General features: G+C 58.9%; 29 protein-coding genes and 1 pseudogene. 18 read left to right on the top strand and 12 right to left on the bottom strand.

The window, feature by feature from the left end:
- Nucleotides 1-167: 167 nt before the first annotated feature.
- Nucleotides 168-1,451, top strand: coding sequence for an NAD(P)/FAD-dependent oxidoreductase (locus KDX39_RS02080; protein WP_231659186.1), 1,284 nt, complete (start codon nt 168-170; stop codon nt 1,449-1,451).
- Nucleotides 1,452-1,506: 55 nt separating this feature from the next.
- Here the strand turns inward: KDX39_RS02080 and KDX39_RS02075 are convergent, their stop codons facing one another.
- Nucleotides 1,507-2,202: a peptidase C39 family protein gene (locus KDX39_RS02075; RefSeq protein ID WP_231659185.1), complete on the bottom strand. Its 696-nt coding sequence runs from the start codon at nt 2,200-2,202 to the stop codon at nt 1,507-1,509.
- Nucleotides 2,203-2,423: 221 nt separating this feature from the next.
- Between KDX39_RS02075 and KDX39_RS02070 the strand changes: the two genes are divergently transcribed.
- The gene (locus KDX39_RS02070; RefSeq protein ID WP_231659184.1) at nt 2,424-2,603 is read left to right on the top strand and encodes a hypothetical protein; all 180 of its coding nucleotides are present in this window, start codon (nt 2,424-2,426) and stop codon (nt 2,601-2,603) included.
- 87 nt (nt 2,604-2,690) lie between these two features.
- Here KDX39_RS02070 and KDX39_RS02065 read toward each other — a convergent pair whose 3' ends face one another.
- Together KDX39_RS02065 and KDX39_RS02060 are read right to left on the bottom strand one after the other, a co-directional pair.
- Nucleotides 2,691-3,449, bottom strand: coding sequence for a TerC family protein (locus KDX39_RS02065; RefSeq protein WP_231659183.1), 759 nt, complete (start codon nt 3,447-3,449; stop codon nt 2,691-2,693).
- A 38-nt stretch (nt 3,450-3,487) separates the two neighbouring features.
- On the bottom strand, nt 3,488-3,730 hold the full coding sequence (locus KDX39_RS02060; protein ID WP_099230347.1) for a hypothetical protein: 243 nt from the start codon (nt 3,728-3,730) through the stop codon (nt 3,488-3,490).
- Nucleotides 3,731-3,862: 132 nt separating this feature from the next.
- Between KDX39_RS02060 and nhaR the strand changes: the two genes are divergently transcribed.
- Nucleotides 3,863-4,765 (top strand): transcriptional activator NhaR, encoded by a 903-nt coding sequence (gene nhaR / locus KDX39_RS02055; RefSeq protein ID WP_231659182.1) that lies wholly within the window; start codon nt 3,863-3,865, stop codon nt 4,763-4,765.
- On the opposite strand, the pseudogene KDX39_RS02050 reads toward nhaR, so the two are convergent.
- Nucleotides 4,762-4,950: pseudogene (locus KDX39_RS02050) on the bottom strand (MFS transporter); the annotation flags it as partial. The gene nhaR and the pseudogene KDX39_RS02050 sit on opposite strands and share 4 nt — an antisense overlap.
- Nucleotides 4,951-5,237: 287 nt before the next feature.
- On the bottom strand, nt 5,238-5,747 hold the full coding sequence (locus KDX39_RS02045) for a DUF1993 domain-containing protein (RefSeq protein WP_099230343.1): 510 nt from the start codon (nt 5,745-5,747) through the stop codon (nt 5,238-5,240).
- Nucleotides 5,748-5,891: 144 nt separating this feature from the next.
- On the opposite strand from KDX39_RS02045, the gene KDX39_RS02040 reads away from it, so the two are divergent.
- The gene (locus KDX39_RS02040; protein ID WP_231659181.1) at nt 5,892-6,560 is read left to right on the top strand and encodes a YceH family protein; all 669 of its coding nucleotides are present in this window, start codon (nt 5,892-5,894) and stop codon (nt 6,558-6,560) included.
- A gap of 12 nt (nt 6,561-6,572) precedes the next feature.
- Here KDX39_RS02040 and KDX39_RS02035 read toward each other — a convergent pair whose 3' ends face one another.
- Nucleotides 6,573-7,385: a shikimate 5-dehydrogenase gene (locus KDX39_RS02035; protein ID WP_231659180.1), complete on the bottom strand. Its 813-nt coding sequence runs from the start codon at nt 7,383-7,385 to the stop codon at nt 6,573-6,575.
- 223 nt (nt 7,386-7,608) lie between these two features.
- Between KDX39_RS02035 and KDX39_RS02030 the strand changes: the two genes are divergently transcribed.
- Together KDX39_RS02030 and KDX39_RS02025 are read left to right on the top strand one after the other, a co-directional pair.
- Nucleotides 7,609-7,977: a hypothetical protein gene (locus KDX39_RS02030; protein ID WP_004884836.1), complete on the top strand. Its 369-nt coding sequence runs from the start codon at nt 7,609-7,611 to the stop codon at nt 7,975-7,977.
- A gap of 173 nt (nt 7,978-8,150) precedes the next feature.
- Nucleotides 8,151-8,333, top strand: a complete 183-nt coding sequence (locus tag KDX39_RS02025) for a hypothetical protein (protein WP_004884834.1) — start codon at nt 8,151-8,153, stop codon at nt 8,331-8,333.
- A gap of 164 nt (nt 8,334-8,497) precedes the next feature.
- Here KDX39_RS02025 and KDX39_RS02020 read toward each other — a convergent pair whose 3' ends face one another.
- Nucleotides 8,498-9,058 (bottom strand): hypothetical protein, encoded by a 561-nt coding sequence (locus KDX39_RS02020; RefSeq protein ID WP_231659179.1) that lies wholly within the window; start codon nt 9,056-9,058, stop codon nt 8,498-8,500.
- Between the two features lie 251 nt (nt 9,059-9,309).
- On the opposite strand from KDX39_RS02020, the gene pbpG reads away from it, so the two are divergent.
- The gene (gene pbpG, locus KDX39_RS02015) at nt 9,310-10,251 is read left to right on the top strand and encodes a D-alanyl-D-alanine endopeptidase (protein ID WP_099230335.1); all 942 of its coding nucleotides are present in this window, start codon (nt 9,310-9,312) and stop codon (nt 10,249-10,251) included.
- Between the two features lie 72 nt (nt 10,252-10,323).
- Here pbpG and KDX39_RS02010 read toward each other — a convergent pair whose 3' ends face one another.
- The 3 genes from KDX39_RS02010 to KDX39_RS02000 all read right to left on the bottom strand — a co-directional run bounded on the left by KDX39_RS02010 (nt 10,324) and on the right by KDX39_RS02000 (nt 14,069).
- Nucleotides 10,324-11,754, bottom strand: a complete 1,431-nt coding sequence (locus KDX39_RS02010; protein WP_231659178.1) for an NAD-dependent succinate-semialdehyde dehydrogenase — start codon at nt 11,752-11,754, stop codon at nt 10,324-10,326.
- 242 nt (nt 11,755-11,996) lie between these two features.
- Nucleotides 11,997-12,863: an SDR family oxidoreductase gene (locus KDX39_RS02005; RefSeq protein WP_231659177.1), complete on the bottom strand. Its 867-nt coding sequence runs from the start codon at nt 12,861-12,863 to the stop codon at nt 11,997-11,999.
- 66 nt (nt 12,864-12,929) lie between these two features.
- Nucleotides 12,930-14,069 carry a glutathione-independent formaldehyde dehydrogenase gene (locus KDX39_RS02000; protein WP_231659176.1) on the bottom strand — a complete coding sequence of 380 codons (1,140 nt, stop codon included), beginning with the start codon at nt 14,067-14,069 and terminating at the stop codon, nt 12,930-12,932.
- Between the two features lie 236 nt (nt 14,070-14,305).
- On the opposite strand from KDX39_RS02000, the gene KDX39_RS01995 reads away from it, so the two are divergent.
- The 6 genes from KDX39_RS01995 to KDX39_RS01970 all read left to right on the top strand — a co-directional run bounded on the left by KDX39_RS01995 (nt 14,306) and on the right by KDX39_RS01970 (nt 19,233).
- On the top strand, nt 14,306-14,896 hold the full coding sequence (locus KDX39_RS01995; protein ID WP_184322885.1) for an amino acid synthesis family protein: 591 nt from the start codon (nt 14,306-14,308) through the stop codon (nt 14,894-14,896).
- Between the two features lie 33 nt (nt 14,897-14,929).
- The gene (locus KDX39_RS01990) at nt 14,930-15,763 is read left to right on the top strand and encodes an alpha/beta fold hydrolase (RefSeq protein ID WP_004884821.1); all 834 of its coding nucleotides are present in this window, start codon (nt 14,930-14,932) and stop codon (nt 15,761-15,763) included.
- Nucleotides 15,760-17,241, top strand: coding sequence for an aldehyde dehydrogenase (locus KDX39_RS01985; RefSeq protein ID WP_231659175.1), 1,482 nt, complete (start codon nt 15,760-15,762; stop codon nt 17,239-17,241). The genes KDX39_RS01990 and KDX39_RS01985 overlap by 4 nt, the downstream gene beginning before the upstream one ends.
- Nucleotides 17,242-17,254: 13 nt before the next feature.
- Entirely contained in the window at nt 17,255-17,740 is a 486-nt protein-coding gene (locus KDX39_RS01980) for a flavin reductase family protein (RefSeq protein WP_004884818.1), read from the top strand.
- 175 nt (nt 17,741-17,915) lie between these two features.
- A complete protein-coding gene (locus tag KDX39_RS01975) occupies nt 17,916-18,668 on the top strand; it encodes a GntR family transcriptional regulator (RefSeq protein ID WP_099230321.1) in 753 nt (250 codons plus the stop codon).
- A 1-nt stretch (nt 18,669) separates the two neighbouring features.
- Entirely contained in the window at nt 18,670-19,233 is a 564-nt protein-coding gene (locus KDX39_RS01970) for an NUDIX hydrolase (protein WP_231659174.1), read from the top strand.
- Nucleotides 19,234-19,507: 274 nt separating this feature from the next.
- Here the strand turns inward: KDX39_RS01970 and KDX39_RS01965 are convergent, their stop codons facing one another.
- The gene (locus KDX39_RS01965) at nt 19,508-19,798 is read right to left on the bottom strand and encodes a DUF1330 domain-containing protein (protein WP_231659173.1); all 291 of its coding nucleotides are present in this window, start codon (nt 19,796-19,798) and stop codon (nt 19,508-19,510) included.
- A gap of 92 nt (nt 19,799-19,890) precedes the next feature.
- On the opposite strand from KDX39_RS01965, the gene ribBA reads away from it, so the two are divergent.
- The 5 genes from ribBA to KDX39_RS01940 all read left to right on the top strand — a co-directional run bounded on the left by ribBA (nt 19,891) and on the right by KDX39_RS01940 (nt 25,244).
- On the top strand, nt 19,891-21,000 hold the full coding sequence (gene ribBA, locus KDX39_RS01960; protein WP_231659172.1) for a bifunctional 3,4-dihydroxy-2-butanone-4-phosphate synthase/GTP cyclohydrolase II: 1,110 nt from the start codon (nt 19,891-19,893) through the stop codon (nt 20,998-21,000).
- A 304-nt stretch (nt 21,001-21,304) separates the two neighbouring features.
- Nucleotides 21,305-22,330, top strand: coding sequence for an ABC transporter substrate-binding protein (locus tag KDX39_RS01955; protein WP_210041297.1), 1,026 nt, complete (start codon nt 21,305-21,307; stop codon nt 22,328-22,330).
- Nucleotides 22,315-23,271, top strand: coding sequence for an ABC transporter permease (locus KDX39_RS01950; protein WP_231659171.1), 957 nt, complete (start codon nt 22,315-22,317; stop codon nt 23,269-23,271). The genes KDX39_RS01955 and KDX39_RS01950 overlap by 16 nt, the downstream gene beginning before the upstream one ends.
- A 6-nt stretch (nt 23,272-23,277) precedes the next feature.
- On the top strand, nt 23,278-24,093 hold the full coding sequence (locus KDX39_RS01945) for an ABC transporter permease (RefSeq protein ID WP_231659170.1): 816 nt from the start codon (nt 23,278-23,280) through the stop codon (nt 24,091-24,093).
- The gene (locus KDX39_RS01940) at nt 24,090-25,244 is read left to right on the top strand and encodes an ABC transporter ATP-binding protein (protein WP_231659169.1); all 1,155 of its coding nucleotides are present in this window, start codon (nt 24,090-24,092) and stop codon (nt 25,242-25,244) included. Before KDX39_RS01945 ends, KDX39_RS01940 begins: the two co-directional genes overlap by 4 nt.
- A gap of 149 nt (nt 25,245-25,393) precedes the next feature.
- On the opposite strand, the gene KDX39_RS01935 is transcribed toward KDX39_RS01940, so the two are convergent.
- Complete coding sequence (locus KDX39_RS01935; RefSeq protein ID WP_231659168.1) at nt 25,394-26,311, bottom strand: LysR substrate-binding domain-containing protein; 918 nt, start codon at nt 26,309-26,311, stop codon at nt 25,394-25,396.
- Nucleotides 26,312-26,315 lie beyond the last annotated feature (4 nt).

Here is a 26,315-nt window from a genome sequence, read left to right as displayed (position 1 = left end):
CTACCGGCTTTAATCTTCATGTCAATCTGTTTTTATCGCTAACCCTCTGAATTAACGACGCTTTTACAGCGAAGGGAGGGGAAAGTCTTTTTCCCGGAGGCTGGCAGAGCGTAGTCATCTCGGGTAGGATCGGCGCAATCGTCAAGAATATTAAACGGAGCTTCAGGATGGCCAACACGCCTTATCCGCAGTCCTACTACGCCGCTTCGGCCAATCCAGTGCCGGAACGCCCCGCCCTGCAAGGCGAGGTCGAAACCGATGTGTGCATTATCGGGGCTGGCTATACCGGGCTTTCCAGCGCGCTGTTTCTTCTGGAGAACGGCTTCAAAGTGACTGTACTCGAGGCGGCGAAGGTAGGATTCGGCGCATCGGGCCGTAACGGCGGACAGATCGTCAACAGCTACAGCCGCGATATCGACGTGATTGAACGGACCGTCGGCCCGCGACAGGCACAACTGCTGGGGCAGATGGCCTTCGAAGGCGCGGCGATCATTCGTGATCGCGTCTCACGCTACGGCATACAGTGCGACCTGAAAGACGGCGGTGTGTTTGCCGCTCTGACAGGCAAGCAGATGGCTCATCTTGAAGCGCAGAAACGGCTGTGGGAACGCTATGGCCATTCACAATTGGAGTTGATGGATCAGCGCCGCATCAATGAAGTGGTGAACTGCGAGCAGTATATCGGCGGCTTGCTGGACATGAGCGGAGGCCACATTCACCCGTTGAACCTGGCACTGGGCGAAGCGGCTGCAGTGGAAACGCTGGGCGGAACCATTTATGAGCAGTCAGCCGCGATTCGCATCGAGCGCGGCGCGAGCCCTGTGGTGCATACCGCTCAGGGCAAGGTCCGCGCCAGGTTCATCATTGTCGCGGGTAATGCCTATCTGGGTAATCTGGTGCCGGAACTGGCGGCCAAATCCATGCCCTGTGGCACTCAGGTCATCACCACCGAACCGCTGAACGAAGAACTGGCCAGATCCCTGCTGCCGCAGGACTATTGCGTCGAAGACTGCAATTATCTGCTGGATTACTACCGTCTGAGCGCCGACAAACGTCTGATCTTCGGCGGCGGCGTGGTGTATGGCGCAAGGGACCCGGCCAACATCGAAGCCATTATCCGCCCCAAGATGCTCAAGGCGTTCCCGCAACTCAAGGACGTGAAAATCGACTACGCGTGGACCGGTAATTTCCTGCTGACCCTGTCTCGCCTGCCTCAGGTCGGGCGGCTGGGCGACAACATCTATTACTCGCAAGGTTGCAGCGGCCACGGGGTCACGTACACCCACCTGGCGGGCAAGGTACTGGCCGAAGCATTGCGCGGTCAGGCCGAGCGTTTTGACGCGTTCGCCGACCTGCCGCACTATCCGTTCCCTGGCGGACAGTTGCTGCGCACGCCCATGACGGCGCTGGGTGCCTGGTATTACAGCCTGCGTGATCGACTGGGTTTCTGAGGCTCATGAAAAACGGCGCCTCAAAGGGCGCCGTTTTTCATTCTGGCTGTCTATTTCATTTAACGGCGCGATTCAGCGTTCGGGTCGCCTCACCTGCCGCCTGCTCCTGTCCGGCCTGCGCCAGATCGGCGGCGGCCTTCAGCCAGCGCTGCGCATCAACTTGCGCAGGTAATTGGCGTGGCGACTGGATCAAGACCGCCCAACTGCCTGCGTTCTTCCAGGCAGAGTCGAAACTGCTGAAGCTCATGGTATAGCGCCGGTCCATGCCGGCGCTCAGCAGGACGGTTTCCTTCACGCGATTGTAGCCCACCAGAACGGCATAGCGTGGCGCCTTCCAGAATGCAGAGCCCTGAGAGAACCGCAGCATCACCGGATAGCCAGCCGACACCTGAGTCAGCAATGCCTGCAGATCGTGATCGAGCGGGTACACCATGAAGCCGTACTCGCGAGCGACCCTGGGCATGTTCTGTTCCAGACGATCTTCGGCGCCCGGCAGTTGCAAGGGCTTGTCCAGCAAACCGGGAGTGGTCTGCACCTGCTGATTGGCAAGCATACTGGCCAGCGCGCCAGGACCGCTCTGATAAGCGTTGCCACGGAAGAACGGCACGGAGTTGAGCTCGACCCGATCAGGCAGGCTCTTTATCTGCGGCGTGACCATTGAGGAGCAACCCGACAGGCAAAGCACCAGCGCTGCCAGCAGCAATGGCCCTCTGAAGCGGATAGCGCTTGAAAGCATGGATAAGGACAACATGTTCACTCACTTCAACTGACATCGAGCAATCACCACTCGATCTGAACGCTGATCATAGAGCCCGCAAGAGGCCGGGTATAGCCTTTGCGTATAGCGAAGCGACCGTGATAGAGCGAAACGGTCATACCAAAACGCCATTGGTCAATTAATCGCAACATGCCCGGTACTAGACTGTCAGTTATCGGGAATGCAACACAAAAGCAGGAAACGTGGAGGCACTTATGAGCCTGGAATTGACAATCGTGATGCTGGTCGCCTCGTGGCTTGCGGTGGCTACTGCCATGTTGTGGGGTGTGATGCGCGTGTCCCGTCGTCACCACCCACACACTGTCACCCCGCCCTCGCCCAAGCGCCTGAAGCTGGACAGAGCACCGAAGGCCAGCCCCGCCACGGCTCACTGAGGCTGTGCGCGGTTCCGGCAAGGCCCTGAAATGCAAAACGGTCGACCCGAGTAATCGGGCCGACCGTTTTTTTCATGCGACGTATGATCAGGCGTTGGAAGCCAGCCGTGCAGCCTTTTTGCGCTTGGCCCTGCGGACCATCATGTTCAGGCCTTCAATCGCTGCCGAGAACGTCATAGCGGCGTAGATATAGCCCTTCGGAACATGGGCACCGAAGCCTTCGGCGATCAGCGTCATACCGATCATGATCAGGAAGCCCAGCGCCAGCATCACCACGGTCGGGTTGTCGTTGATGAATTTCGCCAGCGGGTTGGCGGCAACCAGCATCACGACCACGGCACTCACTACAGCGATGATCATGATCGGCAAATGCTCAGTCATGCCCACAGCGGTGATGATGCTGTCGATGGAGAACACCAGGTCCAGCATCAGGATCTGAACGATCGCGCTGCCCATGGTCAACGCCACGGTGGCGCTCAGGGTTTTCTCTTCCTCGGTCTTCACGTCCATGCTGTGATGGATTTCCGTGGTCGCTTTCCAGACCAGGAACAGGCCACCAGCGATCAGGATCATGTCCTTCCAGGAGAAGGCCTGACCAAACATTTCAAACACGGGCTCGGTCAACTGCACGATATACGCCACGGTGCTCAAAAGGCCCAGGCGCATGACCAGCGCCATGCCGATACCCAGCTTCCTCGCCTTCTCGCGCTGATGCTCTGGCAGCTTGTTGGTGATGATCGAAATGAAGATCAGGTTATCGATACCCAGTACGACTTCCATCACGACCAGCGTCGCCAGCGCAATCCACGCAGCCGGACTGGTCGCAAGTTCCAATAGGTATTCCATAGATCACTGCCCTGCCTGAGCCAATAGTTGAACGAATGTTAGATTTCTTTACCGGACTTGCTTTCGGGTTCAGCGGAGCTTGGTGCCGGTTCCAGCACCGAAAGTTCCCGTTTGGCCTCGTCAACCGCCTTGGTCGCGGCCTGGTGAGTGTCGTCGATTGCTTTTTTGGCTGAATCGGCCGCCGTGCTCAATATCTGCTTGGAGGACGACTCAATCTGATCGCACCCTGCCATTACCAACAGCGAACCAGCCAAAAGTACAGCGTAAAATGATTTTTTCATGTGTCCCTCGAGAGCCAAGGCCGGACAGTAGGTTGGGTCCGGCGTTGGAACAGCATTCTAGAGAAGCGGAAACATCCGGAAAATTCGATTTTACAAACGATATACTTCGGTTTTAACGAATCGGGAATAGACATGCTCAATTACCGGCAGCTTCACTACTTCTGGGTCGTGGCCAAGACCGGCAGCATTGTTCGTGCATGCGAGCAACTGAACCTAACGCCGCAAACCGTCAGCGGCCAGATCAGCCTGCTGGAATCGACCCTGGGCGTGGATCTTTTCCAGCGCGTGGGCCGGCAACTGGAGATGACCGAGGCTGGCCGAATGGCTCTGCCCTATGCCGAGCAGATGTTTCAACTGAGCAACGAGCTTGAGGCCCTGCTGAGCTCAAACCCCGACGAACAACAATTGCTGTTTCGGATAGGCGTGGCCGATGTGGTGCCCAAATCCATCGTTTACCACCTGCTTGCGCCGACCATGGACCTCGAGGGATCGATACGCATCACCTGTCGCGAGGACAAGCTTGAACGGCTGCTGGCCGATCTTGCGATTCAACGCCTGGATCTGGTGATATCCGACAGCCCGATGCCGCCTCACCTCGACATCAAGGGGCATAGTCAGAAGCTGGGGGAATGCGGCGTGAGTTTTTTTGCGACCCGTGAAGTGGCCGAACGCATCGGAACCGGTTTTCCGCACTGCATGCAGGGCGCTCCACTGCTGATACCGGGTCAGGAAACCGTGGTGCGGGGTCGTCTGATGCGCTGGTTCGCCGATTTGAAGATCCAGCCACGGATCGTGGGTGAATTCGATGACAGCGCGTTGATGAAGGCTTTCGGAAAATCGGGCAGTGGCGTATTCGTAGCGCCCACCGTGATCGCTGGTGAGGTACAGAGTCAGTATGGCGTGGAGATCATCGGCCAGACCGATGCGGTGACCGAATCGTTCTACGCCATTACCGTAGAACGCAAGGTCAGACACCCCGGCGTGGTCGCCATTGCCGAGGGTGCGCGTAACCAATTGTTCACTGACACCGTTTAGGCCGCGACAGGTGTCGGCTTGCTCTTCATCAACGCGCAGGCCAGCAGGATTGCCAGAACGATGATCCCGGCTGCAGCGAAGCCCACCCTGCCCATCCCCAGATGATCAATTACGCGCCCGCCAATGATCGCACCGATGCCGATTCCCGGATTGGCGCCGGCAATGTTCAGTGACGCAGCGAAGGCCCATCCACTGGATGGGCCTTCATTTGAGATCACGAAAAGCAGAAACGAATTTGAAGCGATTGTGGCGTCGTTACACACGGCATGAGCGTGCAACGACAACCACGAAGCTCCGGCTTACATCGGCAGCCTTAGGCTCTGTACGAAAAGTGGCTGCGCTCGGTGATGCTGCGTTAAAAACAGGCTCGTGCGCGAGTCCGATCGGAATGCTCATTTACAACACGTAGACTCCGCTTCCTCGCCTGTTTTTGCCTTGCCTGACCTTCGCTCGCCGACTTTTCGTACAAAACCTAGAACTTGCCCATGAAGTCACGCTTGCCGATCTCGACGCCATTGTGGCGCAGCAGGTCGTAAGCGGTAGTGACGTGGAAGAAGAACTGCGGCAAGGCGTAGCTCAACAGGTAAGCCTGGCCATTCAGGCGACGCTCTTTCTCGGTGCCGGGACGCAGCACGATTTCAATGCCTTCGTTGCCATCGACCTGCTCGGGTTTGATGCTGCCGATGAATTCGAGCGTCTTGGCCAGCAGGGCCTGCAATTCGGCAAAGCTGGTTTCAGTGTCTTCATATTGTGGAATCTCGACACCCGCCAGACGCGCCGAGGCCCCCTTGGCGAAGTCCACCGCAATCTGCACCTGACGGGTAAACGGCAGCATGTCCGGGAACAGACGTGCCTGAAGCAGCGCTGGCGGCTGGATTTTCTTCTCGGTCGCGTGGGCTTCAGCCTTGGTCAGAACGTCGCTCAACGCATTGAGCATTTGCTGGAAGACAGGAATCGAAGCGGCATACAGGGAAATAGACATGACATATCCTGATTGAGAAAGCCGCAATTATAGACCTGCCTGACACGAAAGGCCGTCAGTCTTTTCGGCGCACGTGCGGATGCGCTGGCAAAAAGCTGCAACAGCTCATAGTCTGGTCCACCGTCATTACTCAGGGAAGCGTCCATGTCCACCGAACCCTCCTCGACCGAAACGCCCGACGCTGCCGGGACCTTGCAGCTCAGCAGTACCGAAGTACGCATTCTGGGCTGCCTGATCGAAAAGCAGGCGACCAATCCCGAGACCTACCCACTGACCCTCAATGCATTGGTGCTGGCCTGCAACCAGAAGACCAGCCGCGACCCGGTGATGAACCTGACTCAAGGGCAGGTCGGCCAGAGCCTGCGAGCACTGGAAGGCCAAGGCTTGACGCGTCTGGTGATGGGCAGCCGCGCTGACCGTTGGGAACACAGGGTCGACAAGGGTCTGGAGCTGGTGCCCGCGCAAGTCATCCTGACCGGCCTGCTGTTGCTGCGAGGCCCGCAGACCGTCAATGAGCTGCTCACACGCAGCAATCGCATGCACGATTTCGAAGACGCCGAGCAGGTTGTTCATCAACTCGAACGTCTGATCGCCAGAGGTCTGGCGACCCTGATACCGCGTCAGGCAGGCCAGCGCGAGGACCGTTACATGCACGCGCTGGGCAATCCTGAAGACCTGCAGGCACTGCTCGCTCAGCGCCTGAGCGCGCCGGACCGCAGCACCGCCACCGTCGCGTCGAACGAGCGTATCGAAGAACTCGAAGCCCGCGTCGCTGCTCTTGAAGAGCGTCTGGCAAAACTCGAACAGCACTGACAGGTCGGCGGCTCAGCCTCGGGCGAAAGCCGCCGCCTTTTGGTACTGCTCATCGGTCGGGCGAGTGCCGGTGTACAGAACGAACTGCTCCAACGCCTGAATCGCGGCCACCTCGTCTCCGCTGATGACCTTCTTACCGAGACGTCGGGCGGCCTGAATCAGCGGGGTATCCGCAGGCGTGGCCACGACATCGAAAACGGTCTGCGCAGCACTGATCGCCGCCTCATCGAACGCCAGCTCATCAGACTGCGGCCCCATCATGCCCAGTGGCGTGACGTTGACCAGCAGTGCAGGACGTTCATCGCCCAATTCGGACTGCCAGCGAAAACCACAGGTGTCGGCCAGGCGTTTCCCCGCCTGTTCGTTGCGCGCCACAATCAAACCGTCGGTAAAGCCCGCATCACGCAGCGCACAGGCAACCGCCTTCGCCATACCGCCACTGCCGCGCAAGGCGAACGGCGTATGGGGTACCGCATGGCTTTGCATCAATTGGGCGACGGCGATGTAATCGGTATTGAACGCTTTCAGATGTCCGTCGGTATTGACGATGGTGTTGATCGACTGGATCGCCGCGGCCGACGCATCCAGCTCGTCCACAAGCGCAATGCAGTCTTCCTTGAATGGCATGGAAACGGCGCTGCCACGAATGCCCAGCGCACGGATTCCCGCTACCGCTGCCGCGATGTCATTGGGCGCGAAGGCCTTGTAGTAATAGTTGAGCCCCAACTGTTCATAAAGATGGTTATGGAAACGCACGCCGAAGTTTCCCGGGCGCGCCGCCATGGACATGCACAATAACGTGTCCCGGTTGGCAGTAATGGCCATGTTTTTCTCCCGAACGGTATTGGATTAAAGCTGTGTGCCAGGCGTACACTGCGCCTGGCTGACCCGAATGAAGTTGCCCGGCATTCTGGATTGAAAACACCTTACATAAAATTTACTCAACGATTTCGCAGTTTTTTACAAATTCGATGTCTTAGAGTTATCCCGTGGCAGTGCTTGAGCTTAATGCAGGCCCGCGACAACGGGTTGAAAGCGAGGAACACTCATGATTCGTCAAATCCCCAAGATTGCCTTGTTTATAGGTGCGTTGGCTCTGGCAGGCCAGGCGAACGCCGATCATCGTGGCTGGGGTGGCCCAGCCGTGGTAGGTGCGCTGGTCGGCGCGGCCGTGGTGGGAGCAGCGGTATCTTCCAGCCGTGACAGAACGGTCTATGTCGAGCGTCAGCCGGTCTATTATCAGCCGCCCGTGCAGCAGGTCTACTACGCGCCGCCACCTCCGCCGCCCGTGGTCTATTACCAGCCGGCCTATGAAGTTGTAGAGCGCTATCCGGCTCCGCCGCCACGCTACTACCGTCGTTATGACGGCCCGCCTCCAGGTTATTACCAAGGCTACGGCCCACACGGCCGCTGGTAACGGCACAATAAACCCGCCTTCATTGGCGGGTTTTTCATGTCTTGCGCACACCCCTGCTCCGCACTGCAACGTGTTCAACCCTCGTTCCTGTCAATGACGACTATTGAGAGCGTCGATTTCTGCCTGCCGCGATCAGAACGTACAGTAAGCCACATGAACAGATGGAGGTCGCTATGAACAACGTTCAAATCATGTCGGTAGTAGGCAGCGCAGTTCCGGCTCCGCTCAGAGAGCGCGGTCTGTTGGCGTGCTGGTACCTCATTCAGGATGGTGAACCTGTCAGCGGCCCCTTTGCATCCCTGCCTGTCGCTCAGGCTTTTTCCGAGGAACTGAAAAGCCGCGTCCTGCATAGCTGACGCCCTGCCCGGTTGCTCACCGTACTTCGTGCGTTGCTCCGCACTCTTGCTTGACCGCATCGATTGATGCGGTTTTTTTTATTTGGGATATCTGCAACACGACATTGTTGTGCCCAGCGGGCTCTGCGTGATGCCGCATGCTCGAACTCCGGAGCCGGACTCGATCACGTCCGCTCGGCCATCGCCGCATTGACCTGGCACCGATGGGTCAGCTTCTGCAGACGCTTTTCCAGTGCCATGAACACCACGCGATCATTGCGACCGCTGTCCAGTTCGTCGATCAGGTCATTGGCCACCTGACGCAGTTCGTAGGCCAGAACCACGCGATCGTCGTTCAGGTCCTGTTTGTGCGATTCGAACAGGCGATGCAGATAATCCTGCAGCGTGAACTTCAGGCTGTGGCGATCACTGGCGCGAAGATGCGCAAGGTTCAGGTTGATGCGCCCGTGCAATTCGCTCAATTCGCCGCACAGGTACTGTATGCGCCGGGCATAGCCTGTCTCGCGATCACGCACTTGTTTATGGGCCACAAGGGCTTCCTGCCTGCGCTGGATGGCAGGCACGGCAATCGCGACCATCATGCCGACGATAAGGGCAATGGCCTGCATCCAGCCTGCCCAGTCCGAAGGGCGGGTAAAAAAGCCTGCCAGCAACAGCAGCACGGCAACCAGCGATGCGGCGATTACCAGAACAACGTAATCCTTGCCGATAAACCCTTTGAGCATTACGCGACTCCTTGAATCCATGATCTTCGATGGCTGGGAATGCTAATCGGTGCAGGCTTGCAGCACCACGAATATTCAAGGCGCAGGCCGTTTTGAACACTTTTCCTACTTAACCGCAACTTAACGAAGCGCTGTTTTCCGATTTTATTGACGAAACGCCTTACAACGCCCATCGACATAAGTGAAAGCCTGCTCATAAAATGCCGGGTTATTGCGTGTTCCTTCCTTTTACGCACCTTATCGAGTGAGCCTTGTTCTTGAAAATCCGTCTGTCTGTTCTGGGCCTATTATGTGTACTTACGGGTTCGGTATTTTCCACTTCCATCCTGGCAAACGAAACCGCCGCTCTCAATCGCGATCCCTCCAATCTGCACCTGGCTTCCGGCAGCGCCATGGTGATCGACCTGCAAACCGACAAAGTCCTGTATTCCAGTAACCCTGACGTGATCGTGCCAATTGCTTCCGTCACCAAATTGATGACGGCGATGGTGGTGCTGGACGCCAAGCAGTCGATGGACGAAGTCATCCCGGTCAATATTTCCCAGACACCGGAAATGAAGGGCGTGTTCTCCCGCGTCAAGCTGGGCAGCGAAATGAACCGTCGGGACATGTTGCTGATTACCCTGATGTCCTCGGAAAACCGCGCAGCTGCGAGCCTGGCGCACAGCTATCCGGGTGGCTATCCAGCCTTCATCCTGGCGATGAACGCCAAAGCCAAGGCGCTGGGCATGAAGCACACCGCCTATGTCGAACCCACCGGCCTGTCGGTATATAACGTGTCGACGGCCCGCGACCTGACCAAGCTGGTCATGGCCGCGCGCAAATACCCGATGCTGAGCGAACTGAGCACCACCGAAACCAAGACCGTGACGTTCCGCAAGCCAGCCTACAGCCTGGTGTTCAACAATACTGACCACTTGGTTCGCAAGGAAAACTGGGACATCAAGCTGACCAAGACCGGGTTCACCAATCAGGCCGGGCACTGTCTGGTGCTGTTGACGACCATGGCCAACCGTCCAGTGTCGGTGGTCATTCTGGATGCGTTCGGCAAGTACACGCACTTTGCCGATGCCAGTCGCCTGCGAAAGTGGATGGAAACCGGCCAGAGTGGTCCTGCGCCTGAAGTGGCGCTGCAGTACAAGAAAGAAAAGAACCTGGTCATGAAACAGACCGGTATTCAGGCTCGGGACTGATCGAACCGGATTAAAAAAAACGGCCACGATGTGCAGACATCGCGGCCGTTTTCATTTTTCCCGGACAAAGCCTCAGCTGTACTGGGTGACCAGCTTGGTATTCAGGTACGCTTCGATGGCCTCGGTACCGCCTTCTGAGCCATAGCCGGAATCCTTGATCCCGCCAAACGGGACTTCCGGCAAACCAATGCCCTGATGATTGATCGACAACATGCCGGCTTCGATATAAGTGCTCAGCGCCTGGGCAGTTTTCATCGACGTGGTGAACGCATAGGACGCCAGGCCGAACGGCACCCGGTTGGATTCGGCAATCGCCTCTTCCACCGTATCGAACGGCACCAGCAGTGCAACAGGACCAAACGGCTCTTCGTTCATGATGCGCATGGCCGGGGTCAGCCCGCTTAGAACGGTCGGCTCGAAGAAATAGCCCGGCCCTTCCACCGCCTTGCCACCGGCTGCCAGGGTCGCACCGCTCTTCACAGCGTCTTCGACAAGATCCACCAGCGCAGGGATACGGCGGTCGTTGGCAACCGGCCCCATCGTGGTGCCGCTCTCAAGGCCATTGCCAACCTTGATCTCCCGCGTCAGACCGACAAACTTCTCGGTGAATGCTGCCAGCACCTTGCGCTGCACCAGAATGCGCGTCGGTGAGACACAGACCTGACCGGCATTACGGAACTTGGCGGTCGCCAGGACCCGCGCAGCAAGATCGATATCAGCGTCGTCAAAGACCAATGCAGGCGCGTGGCCGCCCAGCTCCATGGTGGCACGCTTCATGTGCTTACCGGCCATCGCCGCAAGTTGTTTGCCGACAGGTGTCGAGCCGGTGAAGGTGACCTTGCGGATCACAGGATGCGGAATCAGGTAGCTGGAGATTTCTGCAGGGTCGCCATACACAAGGCCGATCACACCGGCGGGTACGCCAGCGTCCGCGAATGCGCGGATCAGTTCGGCAGGCGAACCCGGCGTTTCTTCTGGCGCTTTGACGATGATCGAGCAACCGGCAGCCAGCGCAGACGACAGTTTGCGCACCACCTGATTGATCGGGAAGTTCCAGGGCGTGAACGCGGCAACCGGGCCGACTGGCTCCTTGACGACCTTCTGTTCGATGTTCACACCACGCGACGGCACGATGCGGCCATAGCTGCGGCGGCCCTCTTCGGCCAGCCAGTCGATCATGTCAGCGGCGGACAGGGTCTCCATGCGCGCTTCAGCCAGCGGCTTGCCCTGCTCCTGCGTCATGATCCGGGCGATACCATCGGCACGCTCGCGAACCAGATTCGCGGCCTTCTGCATGATCTTGTAACGGTCGTAAGCCGAGGTGTTGCGCCAAGTGGTGAAGCCTTTCTCGGCAGCAGCCAGTGCCTCGTCCAGGTCTGTGATGCCTGCATGAGCGACGGTGCCGAGCGAATCGCCGGTGGCAGGGTTGATCACTGAAATCGTGCGGCCGTCGCGGCTGGCGCGCCACTGGCCGTCTATATAAAGCTGTACATCAGGATACATGGCAACTCTCCATGGGTCGTTGCGAGGAGCGCGAGGTGCGCGCTCGAAAAATACTGAAACGAATTTAGGGGCGTATACCCCTAATGGTCAAGCGACTTCGCGAGGTCACCGACCATCGTGTCCATTTCCAGCCTGCCTGAGCCAATGGCAAGAAAATGTGAAATGCTGAAAAAAGCACATAAAAAACCCGCGATTCAGGCAACGTCCATTACGACGCTGCTCTCGCGGGCAATTGCAAGACCTTAGAGAATCGGCTTGCCACCGGTCACGCCATAGCGTGTGCCTGAGATGTAGCTCGCTTCGTCCGAAGCCAGCAGGACATAGATCGGCGACACTTCCACCGGCTGGCCGGGGCGGCCCAACGGTGTCTGGCTGCCGAAGTTCGAAGCTTCTTCTTCCGGCATGGTCGAGACGATCAACGGCGTCCAGATCGGCCCCGGCGCTACGCTGTTAACGCGAATGCCCTTCTCACCCAGCATTTGTGCAAGGCCTGCGGTGAAGTTGGCAATCGCGCCTTTGGTCGTGGCATAAGGCAGCAATGTCGCCTTGGGCATGTCCGAGTTCACCGAACTGGTGTTGATGATCGACCCGCCTCGCCCCATGTGCGGCACTGCGGCCTTGCAGATGCGAAACATCGCGGTGATGTTCACATCGAAGGTCATCAGCCATTCTTCGTCGCTGATTTCTTCCAGGGTTTCATGGCTCATCTGAAACGCAGCATTGTTGACCAGCACATCGATACGACCGAACTCTTCAACGGTCTTGCTCACGATGTATTCACACTGCTCCTTCTTCGCCAGATCGCCCGGCAGCAAGAGGCATTTCCGGCCAGCCTCTTCGACCCAGCGCGCGGTTTCCCTGGCATCTTCATGCTCGTCAAGATAGGAAATCGCAACCTGGGCACCTTCACGTGCAAAGGCTATGGCTACAGCACGACCGATGCCGCTGTCGGCCCCGGTAATCAACGCAATCTTGTCCTTCAGACGACCATGCCCGGTGTAGCTCTTCTCGCCACAATCGGGATAGGGTTCCATCTTGCCCTGCTCACCCGGTACTTTCTGAGCCTGCTTGGGAAACGGTGGTTTTGGATAGTTCTTGAAGTCTTCCATAGGGGTCTCCTTGAATATGAAGCCCACACCGCCGCAACGACGTGGGCATCTGGTCTGACGCTGCAATCAGGCAGCGGGCTTGAGCACCACTTTGGTCCAGCCGTTATCACGGGCGTCGAAGTGCTTGTAGGCCTCAGGGCCTTCTTCCAGTTTCAGACGGTGAGAAATGATCTGCGACGGCGTGGCGCGTCCATGGTGGATGAGCTCGGCGAGGCGACGGTTGTACGCCTTGACGTTGGCCTGACCAGTGCGGATCTGCTGGCCCTTGAACCAGAAGGCACCGAAATCGAAGGCCATCTTGCCTTCCTTCGCCAGCTCATTTTTGGCGCCCGGATCCTGCGGGACGAATACGCCAACGACACCGATTCCGCCGGTAGGCTTGGTCGAAGCCACCAGGTTATTCATGGTCAAGTGATTGGCCTCATGACCATGGCGGTCACAGCATTGATAGCCGACGCATTCACAGCCGCGGTCGGTGCCTTTGCCATGGGTCAGGTTGAGAATCTGCTCGACCGCTTCCTGTTCGGCCGAGTTGATCGGCGTGGCGCCCATCTTCGCCGCCAGGGCGAGTCGGTCCGGATGGTTGTCCACCACGAACACCTGCGACGCACCTTTGATCATCGCCGAGTGCGCAGCCATCAGGCCGACCGGACCTGCGCCGTAGATCGCGACGCTCTCGCCTGGCAGTAGTCCGGCCAGTTCAGTGGCGTGCCAGCCAGTAGGAAAGATGTCGGACAGCATGACGTAATCGTCTTCCTTCTCGACAGCGTCTTCCGGCAACAACAGGCAATTGAAGTCGGCATACGGGACACGCAGCAGTTCAGCCTGCCCACCTGCGTAGTCGCCCATGTCGGCAAAGCCATAAGCCCCGCCCGCGCTGCCTGGATTGACCGTCAGACAGAAACCGGTGAGGCCTTTTTCACAGTTTTCGCAGAAACCGCAGCCAATGTTGAACGGCAGGCAGACCCGGTCGCCGACCTTGATGCGGTCGACACCTGCGCCGACGGCGATCACTTCACCCATGTTCTCGTGACCGAAGATACGCCCGGTCTCGAACGAAGTGCGGCCCTCGTACATGTGCAGATCGGAGCCGCAGATATTGGTGGTCGTCACTCTGACAAGAGCATCGGTCGGCTTCTCGATCTTCGCGTCCGGCACGTTCTTGACACTGACATCGCGCGGCCCGTTGTAGACGATGGCTTTCATTCTTGGCTCTCCTGAAGTGAAAAAATTGGCTGAGCGGTTAATAGCTCACCGAATATCTGTCACGACATGAGGGCGCGTGTTCAAAGCGATGGCCTTGGCACCGGACGAACGGTCATGAGGGTGGCTCGGTCTCGCCGACATCTGCATCACCACCACGCATCAAGAAAAGCTTGCACGAGCAATCTTATGGTATACCATCATACGAAATACAATAGTGCTCGTTCCGGGAGTCCTTCATGAGCTTTGAAATCCGCAAGATCGTCAATTACACCGAAGAAACCTTTATCGAAGGCGGCAAGGCCACTGACAAGCCGGTGACCATGGTCGGGTTAGCGGTGGTGATGAAGAACCCATGGCTGGGCAATGGTTTTGTCGAAGACCTGAAGCCTGAAATTCGCGCCAATTGCTCGGATCTGGGCGAATTGATGGTCAAGCGTCTGACCGACGCCATTGGCGGCGCCGACAAGATCGAAGCCTATGGCAAAGCTGCAGTAGTAGGCGCTGACGGCGAAATCGAGCATGCGTCGGCGGTGATTCACACACTGCGCTTCGGCAACCACTACCGCGAAGCGGTCAAGGCCAAAAGCTACCTGAGCTTTACCAACAAGCGTGGCGGACCGGGTACTTCCATTCAGATTCCGATGATGCACAAGGATGACGAAGGCCTGCGCTCGCATTACATCACCCTGGAAATGCACATCGAAGACTCGCCTCGCGCCGACGAAATTGTCGTGGTGCTGGGTGCCGCCAACGGCGGTCGTCTGCATCCGCGCATCGGCAACCGCTACATCGACCTGGAAGAACTGGCCGCTGAAAAAGCGCAGTGATCCCCTTCATCCATGTCTGCGCAGGAGCGATCCATGAATCAGCTCACCGCTGAATGCACCCCGGCGGGTACCAGTTATCTGGCCACCGGCCAAGGCCACCCCGTGGTGTTGATTCACGGGGTGGGCCTGAACAAGGAAATGTGGGGCGGCCAGATCGTCGGGCTGGCCCCGCATTACCAAGTCATTGCTTATGACATGCTGGGCCATGGTGCCAGCCCGCGGCCTGATCCGGACACCGGTCTGCCAGGTTATGCCGAGCAGCTGCGCGAACTGCTGGAGCATCTGGGCCTGCCGCAGGCGTCGGTCATCGGGTTCTCGATGGGCGGCCTGGTTGCACGGGCCTTCGCGCTGCATTTTCCACAGCATCTGTCGGCCATGGTGATCCTCAACAGCGTGTTCAATCGCAGTCCGCAACAGCGTGCAGGCGTCATCGCTCGCACAAGTCAGGCCGCCGAGCACGGCCCGGACGCCAACGCGGCCGAAGCACTTTCACGCTGGTTCAGTCGTGAGTATCAGGCAGCCAATCCGGCACAGATCGCCGCCATCCGCCAGAATCTGGCAAGTAACGATCCGCAGGGTTACCTCACCACGTACAAGCTGTTTGCCACACAGGATATGTACCGCGCCGACGATCTGGGCGATATTCGCGCACCGACACTGATCGCCACCGGCGAACTGGACCCAGGCTCCACGCCTGAAATGGCCCGGGAACTGGCCATGCGCATCAAGGGTGCGGAGGTGGCGATACTGCCTGATCAGCGCCACATGATGCCGGTGGAGTCGCCGCGCCTGGTCAATCAGGTACTGCTGGATTTTCTCGACAAGTCGGCGCGTGTTCACAACTCGATAAAGGGGATCGTTGCATGAGCCTCACCCGTTTTCAGATGTGCATCGACGGCCTCTGGGTCGACGCACTTTCAGGCAAGACCTTCGACAGCCTCAACCCGGCATTGGCCCAGCCATGGGCGCAATTGCCCGACGCTGACGAAGCGGACGTGGAGCGTGCCGTGCAGTCCGCCCAGAAAGCCTTCGAAAGCCCGGCATGGCGCGGACTGACCGCCACGGCGCGAGGCAAATTGCTGCGCAGGCTGGGCGATCTGATTGCCGAGAACAAGGAGCAACTGGCGCAGCTGGAAAGCCGCGACAACGGCAAGCTGATCCGTGAAACCCGTGGTCAGGTCAGCTACCTGCCCGAGTTCTTTCACTACACCGCCGGGCTGGCCGACAAGCTCGAAGGCGGCACCCTGCCCCTCGACAAACCAGACCTGTTCGCCTACACCGTGCATGAACCGATGGGCGTAGTGGCTGGCATCATTCCGTGGAATAGCCCGCTGTACCTGACCGCCATCAAGCTCGCTCCGGCGCTGGCGGCGGGCAACACCATCGTGCTCAAGCCTTCCGAACACGCCTCCGCTACGGTATTGGAGCTGGCCCGTCTGGCGCTTGAAGCAGGCATTCCGCCGGGTGTCGTCAACGTCATCACCGGCTACGGTCCGACCGCGGGCGCTGCCCTCACCCGGCATCCGCTGGTGCGCAAGATTGCCTTTACCGGCGGCGCTGCCACGGCTCGCCATGTGGTCAGAAGCAGCGCCGAGAACTTCGCCAAACTGTCGCTGGAACTGGGCGGCAAGTCACCCAACATCATTTTTGCCGACGCCGATCTGGACAGTGCCATCAACGGTGCTGTCGCGGGCATCTACGCAGCGTCGGGCCAGAGCTGCGTGTCCGGCTCAAGGCTGCTGGTGCAGGACGAGATATACGACGAATTCGTCGAACGGCTGGTCGAACGCGCCAGCCGTATTCGCATCGGTAATCCGCAGGACGAAACGACCGAAATGGGACCGATGGCCACGGCTCAACAATTGGCGGTGGTCGAAGGGCTGGTCGCTGATGCACTGGCCGAAGGCGCACGCTTGCGTCTGGGCGGCAAGCGGCCGGAACTGGCCAGCGACGGCTGGTTTTATGAACCCACGCTGTTCGAATGCGACCGCAATTCGATGAAGATCATGCAGGAAGAAGTGTTCGGTCCGGTGGCTTCCGTGATCCGTTTCAAGGACGAGGCCGAGGCGCTGGTGATTGCCAACGACTCGCAGTTTGGCCTGGCTGCGGGCATCTGGACCCGCGACCTGGGGCGCGCCCACCGTCTGGCGCGCGATATCCGCTCCGGTATCATCTGGGTCAACACATACCGTGCCGTTTCGGCAATGGCCCCTATCGGTGGTTTCAAAAACAGCGGCTATGGCCGCGAGAGCGGGATAGACTCTGTGCTGGCCTACACCGAACTGAAAACGGTGTGGATCAACCTTTCGCAGGCGCCCATGCCTGATCCATTTGTAATGCGTTAACGAGGCCGCTGCGATGATCGAACCCGGTATTTATAAAGAAGTGATGGCGTCGTTCCCCTCAGGCGTCACCATCGTCACTGCGCTGGACCCGGAAGGCAATCTGGTCGGCATTACTGCCAGTGCATTCAGTGCGTTATCCATCGACCCGGCACTGGTGCTGTTCTGTCCCAACTACGCGTCGGACACTTACCCGGTGCTGCGCGACGGCAAGAAATTCGCGATTCATCTGCTCTCGGCAGACCAACAGGCGGAGGCCTATGCCTTCGCCAGCAAAGGCAAGGAAAAGACCAAGGGCATCGAGTGGCACCTGAGCGATCTGGGCAACCCGCTGCTCAATAACGCCACTGCGATCATCGAGTGCGAGCTGTGGCGTGAATACGATGGCGGGGACCACGCGATCATCGTCGGCGCAGTCAAGAACCTGATTCTGCCGGCAACGCCTGTTACACCGATGGTCTACCATCGCGGCAAGATGGGCGCCCTGCCCGCTCTGGTCTGACGCTTCCGGCCGGTTTTGGTGGAGGCAGGCAACGGCGTGATAAACTCGGCCGCGACCCGGTCTACAGCTCCGGGCCATGCAGTAGTCCGCACGAAACGCGGGCTGCCGACATGAACGCGGCCAGCGTCCAAAGGTCGTGTTTTTTTATCTGACAGCCCCACTCCGAGCACACCCGATGAAACGCCTGCCACTCGACGACAACTTCAAGGTCAACCGCAACCCCGTGACTCTGCGGGAGATCGTGCTGGACAAATTGCGCAGCGCGATCATGAACTTCCAGCTGCTTCCGGGAGACCGTCTGGTCGAACGTGACTTGTGTGATCGTCTGGGTGTGAGCCGTACTTCGGTGCGCGAGGCGCTGCGTCATCTGGAGTCCGAGGGTCTGGTGGAATTTGCCGATGCCAAGGGACCTCGAGTCGCCATCATCACACTGGAGGATGCCTGCGACATCTACGAGCTGCGGTGTGTGCTGGAGGGGCTGATCGTTCAACTGTTCACCCTGCGTGCCAGGCCCAAGGACATCAAGGCGCTGGAAAAAGCCCTGGAAGTGAATCGTCAATCGCTCAAGGAAGGCGAACTGCAACAGGTCATCGATTCGGTACAAGGCTTCTACGACGTGTTGCTGGAAGGTTCGGGCAATCATGTAGCCGCCACCCAGCTTCGTCAGTTGCAGGCCCGTATCAGTTACCTGCGTGCCACCTCGGTATCCCAGGAAAACCGTCGCGGCGCCAGCAACAAGGAAATGGAACTGATCGTTGAAGCCATCAAGAGCGGCGACCCGCTGGCCGCGCATCAGGCGTCGGTCGATCATGTTCGCAATGCCGCCCGTGTCGCGCTCGAGTACCTCAAATCCAAACAGGACGACGACGCCAAGGTCCGTGAGATCGTGGCGCCGGTGGCCCTGAAAGAACCTCGCATAGGTCGATGAAATGGGGCTGCCGCGCTTCTGTCCCCAATGTGGCAGCGCTGATCTCGATCAGCGCATCCCTTCGGGCGACACCCATGCGCGGCTGATGTGCGGCAATTGCCAGTACATCCATTACGTCAATCCGAAGATCATTGCTGGCTGCATCATCGAGCAGGAAGGCAAATACCTGTTGTGCCAGCGTGCAATCCCGCCACGTCCCGGCACCTGGACTTTGCCTGCTGGCTTCATGGAGAGTGGCGAAACCACCGAACAGGCGGCATTGCGAGAGGTGTGGGAGGAAAGCGGCGTACGCGGCGAAATCATCTCGCCCTACTCGATCTTCAGCGTGCCGCAGATCAGTGAGGTCTACATCATCTTCCGCGCCATCGCGCTGGAAATCACCGGCCAGTTCGGCCCCGAAACGCTGGATTACAAATTCTTCGCCCCTGAAGAGATTCCGTGGGACAGCATCTACTACCCCGCCATCCGCCAGATCCTGGAGCGTTATATCGAAGAGCGCCAGGCGGGGGTGTATGGCATCTACATCGGTAATGACGACATCGGGAAGGTGCATTTCATTCGGTGAGCGTGACGCCTGGGATGTGAGCCGCCACGAACAGTTTGGTCTGACACATCGGCGTCAACTGATCGCAGGCTGCAAAGGGTTTCCCGGCTAACACTATCCCGTGGGAGGCGGCTTGCCGGCGATGGCGTCCGCTCAGTCGCTGACAGGTCGCCCCAGAGACCGAATCGCTGGCAAGCCCCCTCCCACCGTTATGTGTTGGCTATGCGACAGCGATGGGTCACTGCAAAAACAATGTCCTCACAAGAAATGGCAACGCTTCAGACGGCCCGCTGACTTACGCCATGCCTTCAACAATCACGATATCGGCTTTCGATGCGCCCTTTCGATGGCTCATGGCTTCCTGATACTCAGGTGATCGATAGCAGGCAATCGCCTGTTCATACGACTCGAATTCAATGACCACGGTGCGTTGCGGCGTCGCTCGTCCCTCCAGCGCTTCCGACCGGCCACCGCGAGCCATGAATTTGCCACCAAATAATGCGAAGGCGGCTGGCGCGCGCTGGGTATATTCGCTGTACTGCTGAGGGTCGGTCACATCGACCTGTGCAATCCAATAAGCCTTCATCGTGATCTCACTGTTTCAATGATAGGGAATCTGTGAAATATTCTGTCTTATGGTATACCACAATAATTCATCCATAACACCGGGATCCGACCATGGCATTCGATCGTATCGAAGACATCATTGAAGACTATCGTCAGGGAAAGATGGTCCTGTTTGTCGATGACGAAGACCGCGAAAATGAAGGTGATCTGCTGCTGGCTGCAGATCGCTGCTCGCCTGAAGCCATCAGTTTCATGGCGCGTGAGGCGCGAGGGCTGATCTGCCTGACGCTGACAGATGAACATTGTCAGCGTCTGGGCCTGGAACAGATGGTGCCCAGCAACGGCAGTGTCTTCGCCACCGCGTTCACCGTTTCCATCGAGGCGGCCACGGGCGTTACGACCGGTATCAGCGCGGCAGATCGTGCCCGCACCGTTCAGGCAGCGGTCAACCCGCAAGCGTCGCAGGAAGACCTCGTGCAACCGGGCCACATCTTCCCGCTGCGTGCCCGTGAGGGTGGTGTGCTAACCCGTGCCGGTCACACAGAAGCCGGTTGCGATCTGGCTCGGCTTGCCGGTTTCACGCCCGCCTCAGTCATTGTCGAAGTCATGAACGATGACGGCACCATGGCACGTCGTCCGGAACTGGAGCGCTTCGCCGAGAAGCACGGTATCCGCATCGGCACCATCGCCGACCTGATCCATTACCGCCTGAGTACCGAACACACCGTCGTCAGAATCGGCGAACGTGAACTGCCCACCGTGCATGGCAACTTCCGCCTGTTCACTTATGAAGACCGCATCGAAGGCGGCGTGCACATGGCCATGGTGATGGGTGACGTGCGCCGCGACGAAGCCACGCTGGTGCGGGTGCATGTGGTCGATCCATTGCGCGATCTGGTCGGCGCCGAATACACCGGGCCTGCCAACTGGACGCTCTGGGCCGCGTTACAGAAGGTCGCCGAAGAAGGTCGCGGGATCGTCGTAGTGCTGGCCAACCATGAGTCGTCGCAGGCCTTGCTGGAACGAATTCCGCATCTCACCCAGCCGCCACGCCAGTACACCCGCTCACAATCGCGCATCTATTCGGAAGTCGGCACCGGCGCGCAGATATTACAGGACCTGGGCGTCGGCAAACTGCGTCATCTCGGCCCGCCACTGAAGTACGCAGGCCTTACTGGTTACGATCTGGAAGTGGTTGAAAGCATTCCGTTTCCAGGCTGAACACTTGACCGGGCAACAGGACACTTGTTGATCGCCAGTGCCGGAACAGCCTGGAAACGCCAGGTTTCAAACGGATAAAACAGCAGGTCGATGGCCGTACAGAGGCAAAATACTTGCACAAAGTTTGGAATACCATAATATGACATTCCACAGCCGCAACGATTTGTCAGGCACCTCCGACAGAGGGACAGCATCAATAAAAAGCGTCTGACAGTGACTGGTTTCAAAGGCCCATTGGACCTACTGCTCCCGATTACGCGGGCAAGAAATGCCCGCTCAAAACACAACAAATGAGGGCGTGAAAATGGTGTTGAACAAACGTGCAACGGCGGCACTGATGGCCGGCGTGCTGGCTCTCTCGAGTGTTGCCGCCATGGCCGCCGACAGTGTCAACTTCGTCAGCTGGGGTGGCTCGACGCAGGACGCCCAGAAGCAGGCGTGGGCAGTTCCCTTCGCCAAGGCCAGCGGCGTCACCGTCGTGCAGGACGGACCGACTGACTACGGCAAACTCAAGGCGATGGTCGAAAGCGGCAACGTGCAGTGGGACGTCGTCGACGTCGAAGCCGACTTCGCTTTGCGTGCGGCCGCCGAGGGCCTGCTGGAGCCTCTGGACTTCAACACCATCAAGCGTGACCGCATCGATCCCCGCTTCGCTTCCGACCATGGCGTCGGCTCGTTCTTCTTCTCGTTTGTGCTGGGCTATAACGAGGACAAGCTGGGCAGCAAAAAGCCCGTCGACTGGACCGCCATGTTCGACACCAAGACCTACCCCGGCAAACGGGCGCTGTACAAATGGCCAAGCCCCGGCGTGCTTGAACTCGCCCTGCTGGCTGACGGTGTAGCCGCCGACAAACTCTATCCTCTGGACCTGGATCGCGCCTTCAAGAAACTCGACACCATCAAGAAAGACATCGTCTGGTGGGGCGGCGGCGCACAATCCCAGCAGTTGCTGGCGTCCGGTGAAGCCTCGATGGGCCAGATGTGGAACGGCCGCGTTTATGCGCTGCAACAGGACGGCGCCCCGGTCGGTGTGAGCTGGAAGCAGAACCTGGTCATGGCCGACTTTCTGGTCGTACCAAAAGGTGCCAAGAACAAAGACGCAGCGATGAAGTTCATTGCCGAAGCCACCAGCGCCAGAGGTCAGGCCGACTTCTCCAACCTGAGCGCCTACGCGCCGGTGAACCTGGACAGCGTGCCGCGTCTTGATTCGACTCTGGCCAAGAACCTGCCAACGGCTTATGGCGCAGACCAAATCACTCTCGACTTCGCATACTGGGCCAAGAACGGTCCGGACATTGCGACACGGTGGAACGAATGGCTGGTCAAGTAAAAATGACGGCTGTTGCGTCCGGTCAATCCCAGCCGACCGGAGGTGCCTCGCGCACCGCCGGTGCGGTTTCAGGCAAGGCGACGAACATGCAGCCAACCCCTTCTCTGGCACGACGCTGGCGTGGCAGTCGCAACCTGATTCCCGCGCTCTTGTTTCTGGGGCTGTTCTTCTTCGCACCCTTGATCGGTCTACTGCTGCGTGGCGTGCTCGAACCTGTTCCGGGGCTGGGCAACTACGAGCAACTGTTTGCCAACTCCGCTTACTCACGGGTGTTGATCAACACCTTCTCCGTTGCAGGCCTGGTGACACTGTTCAGCCTGTTGCTGGGTTTTCCGCTGGCCTGGGTGATCACCCTCGTGCCACGCGGTTGGGGACGCTGGATCCTGAACATCGTGCTGCTGTCGATGTGGACCAGCCTGCTGGCCCGGACTTACTCCTGGCTGGTGCTGTTGCAGGCCTCGGGCGTCATTAACAAGGCCCTCATGGCCATGGGCATTATCGATCAGCCGCTGGAGATGGTGCACAACCTGACCGGCGTGGTGATCGGCATGAGCTACATCATGATTCCCTTCATCGTCCTGCCGCTGCAGGCAACCATGCAGGCCATCGACCCGATGGTGTTGCAGGCCGGCTCCATCTGCGGCGCCAGTCCCTGGACCAATTTCTTCCGGGTGTTTCTGCCACTGTGCCGTCCGGGCCTGTTTTCCGGTGGCCTGATGGTGTTCGTGATGTCGCTGGGTTACTACGTGACCCCAGCCTTGCTGGGCGGCGCGCAGAACATGATGCTGCCTGAGTTCATCGTCCAGCAGGTGCAATCATTCCTCAATTGGGGGCTGGCGAGCGCCGCCGCTGCGTTGTTGATCGTGATTACCCTGGTGCTGTTCTATTTCTATCTCAAGCTCCAGCCGGAATCTCCGGTCGGCGCCAGCAACGGGAGGTAAGCCGCCATGCTCCTGACACCCAATGCCATGAGCCTTCGCCTGAGATCGGGGCTGTACCTGACCACCGGCCTGATTGCGCTGTTCCTGTTGCTACCGATTCTGTTCATCGTGCTGCTGTCATTCGGCTCGTCCCAATGGCTGGTTTTTCCGCCGCCAGGCTGGACGCTCAAGTGGTATCAGCAGTTCTTTTCCAACCCGGAGTGGATGGATGCCGCGATGTCGAGCTTCAAGGTCGCCATCCTGACCACAATCAGTGCCGTAGCGCTGGGCCTGCCGACAGCATTTGCGCTGGTACGCGGAAAGTTTCCCGGTCGCGACCTGCTGTACGGCATCTTCACCCTGCCGATGATCGTGCCGCTGGTCATCATCGCGGTGGCGGTCTACGCACTGTTTCTCAAGCTCGGCTACACCGGCACGCTATTCTCGTTCGTGGTCAGCCATGTGATCGTCGCGCTGCCGTTCACCATTATTTCCATCATCAACTCGCTGAAGCTGTTCGATCAGTCGATTGAGGACGCGGCCGTGATCTGTGGCGCGTCGCGCCTGCAAGCGATCTTCAGGGTGACCTTTCCCGGCATTCGTCCCGGCATGATCGCCGGTGCGCTGTTCGCGTTTCTGGTGTCGTGGGACGAAGTGGTCCTCAGCGTGATGATGGCCAGCCCGACCTTGCAAACCCTTCCCGTCAAAATGTGGACCACGTTGCGTCAGGACCTGACCCCGGTCATCGCCGTCGCCTCGACACTGCTGATTGCCCTGTCGGTGTTGGTCATGTTCATCGCCGCGACCCTGCGTCGCCGCAACGAAGCCAGGAGTACCTCATGAGTGCCGTGATCAAAGACACCGCGCAACACGATCAGAAGACCCTGGTCAGTCTGTGCAACCTCAACAAGCATTACGGCGATTTCGCTGCCGTCGACAATATTTCTCTGGATATCCAGAACGGTGAATTTCTGACCTTCCTGGGCTCCAGCGGCTCTGGCAAGAGCACGACGCTGTCGATGCTGGCCGGCTTTGAAACGCCCAGTTCCGGCGAGATACTGGTGGAAGGCAAGTCGTTGGTGAACGTGCCGCCACACAAGCGTGACATCGGCATGGTGTTCCAACGCTATTCGCTGTTTCCGCACCTGACCGTGCGCGATAACATCGCCTTCCCGCTGGCCATCCGCAAGCTGCCTGCGGCCGAACGGGAAAAGCGTGTCGACGCCATGCTCAAGCTGGTGCAACTCGAAGCCTTTGCCCATCGCCGCCCGTCTCAGCTGTCCGGTGGTCAACAACAGCGCGTTGCGATCGCCAGAGCGCTGGTCTACGAACCACGCATCCTGCTGATGGACGAACCGCTGGGCGCACTGGACAAGAAACTGCGTGAAGACCTGCAGGATGAATTGCGTCAGTTGCATCGGCGTCTGGGTATTACCATCGTCTACGTGACCCACGATCAGGAAGAAGCCATGCGCCTGTCTCAGCGCATCGCGATTTTCAGTCACGGCAAGATTGTCGGTCTGGGCAGCGGCTATGACTTGTACCAGAACCCGCCGAACGCGTTCGTCGCCTCGTTTCTGGGCAACTCCAACTTCCTCAGGCTCAAGGCCCAGGGCAACGCCGTGGCAACGTTCGAAGGCCGTCCGCTGGCGATTCGCATCACCAATGGCCTGAAGACCGATCAGGACGTGCTGGCCATGATCCGGCCTGAAAAGGCTCAGGCCCTGAGCCTGCAGCAGTCGGCAGCCACTGCGCTTGAGCCGGGCTGGAACGAGGTGAACGCCACGGTGACCGAAGTGCTGTTTCTGGGTGAAAGCCAGACCTGCTCGGTGGTGACGGCTGGCGGCACGGCCATGACGGTCAAGGCGCTGTCTGCCACCGGCATGCCGATGCAGGCAGGTGATGCCGTGAAAGTGCGCTGGGCGGCGGCGGACGCGTGCATCTACACCGAATGGACCGACAGCGACCTGAACAAGGCGGCCGGGGCACATTGACCTGTTTGCGGACAGGCCTGCCTCTCCGGGTACGTGTTATTGACTGAAAACGTACGCTTTTATGGGAGGCGGCTTGCCGTCGAATCGGCTTCCCGGACGCCTCATCAGCGACTGAGCTGCTGCCGTCGCCGGCAGGGCGACGCGGCCAACTACTGCTTACCCACCCCGACTTGGCCCTGCGCCAGAAACTCACGCAGAAACTCCACCGTGACCCTCACCTTGGCCGAGCGCATGAGCGGCGAGGTGTACACCGCCCAGATATCCGCGTCCTGACGATAATCTGCCAATACCCGAACCAGCCGCCCCTCGGCCAGATCATCGCGCACGTCCCAAAGCGAGCGCAGTAACACGCCTCTTCCATCAAGGCACCACTGCCGGGCAATCTCGCCATGATTGGTCGACAGACTGCCGGTGACCTTTACCGTTTCCGCCCCCTGCGGTCCGTTCAAGTGCCAGATGCCGAAGGGGCGATCTCGCTCCTTGATCACCAGACAGTCATGGTTGGTCAATTCCGCCAGACTCATCGGCGCGCCGCGTTGTGCAAGATAGACCGGGCTGGCACACAACACCCGCCAGTTGCTCGTCAGATGCCGGGCACGCAGGTGCGGAGCGATTTCGTTGCCGACCCGGATGTCCAGATCGACGCCCTCCTCGATCAGGTCGATCAACCGGTCCTGAATGTCCAGACGGATATCCAGCTTCGGGTAGCGCGCAGCCAGCTCCGACAGCGCGGGTGCCACGAATCGCCGACCAAAGCCCTGGCTGCTGACCACGCGCAGCAGGCCACTGGGCTCGTCGTGCAACGCAGCGACTTCGTCGCCCATCTGCTGCACCGACTCCAGAATACCCTTGGCCCACTCATAGACCCGCTCGCCGTCTTCGGTGATCGACACCTGACGCGTCGAGCGATGCAACAGCGCCACGCCCATGCCCTGTTCCAGCAAACGAATGCGTTTGCTCACGTAAGCCGCAGACATGCTCAGCTCGTTCGCCGCGCCGACAAAGCTGGAACGTCGTGCCACATGGATAAACACATTCAGGTCATCAAGACTGGGGTAATTATTCACGAAC

Origin of the sequence: Pseudomonas sp. CDFA 610, from assembly GCF_021147865.1 — a bacterium.
GTDB classification, from domain to species: Bacteria; Pseudomonadota; Gammaproteobacteria; order Pseudomonadales; family Pseudomonadaceae; genus Aquipseudomonas; species Aquipseudomonas alliivorans.
Note: the sequence above shows the minus strand (reverse complement) of the source record. Positions and strands in the feature narration are given on the sequence as shown.

Coding starts and splice junctions, on each gene's coding strand:
- KDX39_RS01955 (WP_210041297.1), top strand. CDS start 21,305: ATGGTGTTGAACAAACGTGCAACGGCGGCACTGATGGCCGGCGTGCTG.
- KDX39_RS02075 (WP_231659185.1), bottom strand. CDS start 2,202: ATGTTGTCCTTATCCATGCTTTCAAGCGCTATCCGCTTCAGAGGGCCA.
- KDX39_RS02060 (WP_099230347.1), bottom strand. CDS start 3,730: ATGAAAAAATCATTTTACGCTGTACTTTTGGCTGGTTCGCTGTTGGTA.
- KDX39_RS02005 (WP_231659177.1), bottom strand. CDS start 12,863: ATGGAAGACTTCAAGAACTATCCAAAACCACCGTTTCCCAAGCAGGCT.
- KDX39_RS01995 (WP_184322885.1), top strand. CDS start 14,306: ATGAGCTTTGAAATCCGCAAGATCGTCAATTACACCGAAGAAACCTTT.
- KDX39_RS02040 (WP_231659181.1), top strand. CDS start 5,892: ATGTCCACCGAACCCTCCTCGACCGAAACGCCCGACGCTGCCGGGACC.
- KDX39_RS02080 (WP_231659186.1), top strand. CDS start 168: ATGGCCAACACGCCTTATCCGCAGTCCTACTACGCCGCTTCGGCCAAT.
- ribBA (WP_231659172.1), top strand. CDS start 19,891: ATGGCATTCGATCGTATCGAAGACATCATTGAAGACTATCGTCAGGGA.
- KDX39_RS01940 (WP_231659169.1), top strand. CDS start 24,090: ATGAGTGCCGTGATCAAAGACACCGCGCAACACGATCAGAAGACCCTG.
- KDX39_RS02035 (WP_231659180.1), bottom strand. CDS start 7,385: ATGGCCATTACTGCCAACCGGGACACGTTATTGTGCATGTCCATGGCG.
- KDX39_RS01975 (WP_099230321.1), top strand. CDS start 17,916: ATGAAACGCCTGCCACTCGACGACAACTTCAAGGTCAACCGCAACCCC.
- KDX39_RS01965 (WP_231659173.1), bottom strand. CDS start 19,798: ATGAAGGCTTATTGGATTGCACAGGTCGATGTGACCGACCCTCAGCAG.
- KDX39_RS02070 (WP_231659184.1), top strand. CDS start 2,424: ATGAGCCTGGAATTGACAATCGTGATGCTGGTCGCCTCGTGGCTTGCG.
- KDX39_RS02000 (WP_231659176.1), bottom strand. CDS start 14,069: ATGAAAGCCATCGTCTACAACGGGCCGCGCGATGTCAGTGTCAAGAAC.
- KDX39_RS02020 (WP_231659179.1), bottom strand. CDS start 9,058: ATGCTCAAAGGGTTTATCGGCAAGGATTACGTTGTTCTGGTAATCGCC.
- KDX39_RS02030 (WP_004884836.1), top strand. CDS start 7,609: ATGATTCGTCAAATCCCCAAGATTGCCTTGTTTATAGGTGCGTTGGCT.
- KDX39_RS02045 (WP_099230343.1), bottom strand. CDS start 5,747: ATGTCTATTTCCCTGTATGCCGCTTCGATTCCTGTCTTCCAGCAAATG.
- KDX39_RS02065 (WP_231659183.1), bottom strand. CDS start 3,449: ATGGAATACCTATTGGAACTTGCGACCAGTCCGGCTGCGTGGATTGCG.
- KDX39_RS01945 (WP_231659170.1), top strand. CDS start 23,278: ATGCTCCTGACACCCAATGCCATGAGCCTTCGCCTGAGATCGGGGCTG.
- nhaR (WP_231659182.1), top strand. CDS start 3,863: ATGCTCAATTACCGGCAGCTTCACTACTTCTGGGTCGTGGCCAAGACC.
- KDX39_RS01990 (WP_004884821.1), top strand. CDS start 14,930: ATGAATCAGCTCACCGCTGAATGCACCCCGGCGGGTACCAGTTATCTG.
- KDX39_RS01980 (WP_004884818.1), top strand. CDS start 17,255: ATGATCGAACCCGGTATTTATAAAGAAGTGATGGCGTCGTTCCCCTCA.
- KDX39_RS02025 (WP_004884834.1), top strand. CDS start 8,151: ATGAACAACGTTCAAATCATGTCGGTAGTAGGCAGCGCAGTTCCGGCT.
- KDX39_RS01985 (WP_231659175.1), top strand. CDS start 15,760: ATGAGCCTCACCCGTTTTCAGATGTGCATCGACGGCCTCTGGGTCGAC.
- KDX39_RS01970 (WP_231659174.1), top strand. CDS start 18,670: ATGGGGCTGCCGCGCTTCTGTCCCCAATGTGGCAGCGCTGATCTCGAT.
- KDX39_RS01950 (WP_231659171.1), top strand. CDS start 22,315: ATGGCTGGTCAAGTAAAAATGACGGCTGTTGCGTCCGGTCAATCCCAG.
- KDX39_RS02010 (WP_231659178.1), bottom strand. CDS start 11,754: ATGTATCCTGATGTACAGCTTTATATAGACGGCCAGTGGCGCGCCAGC.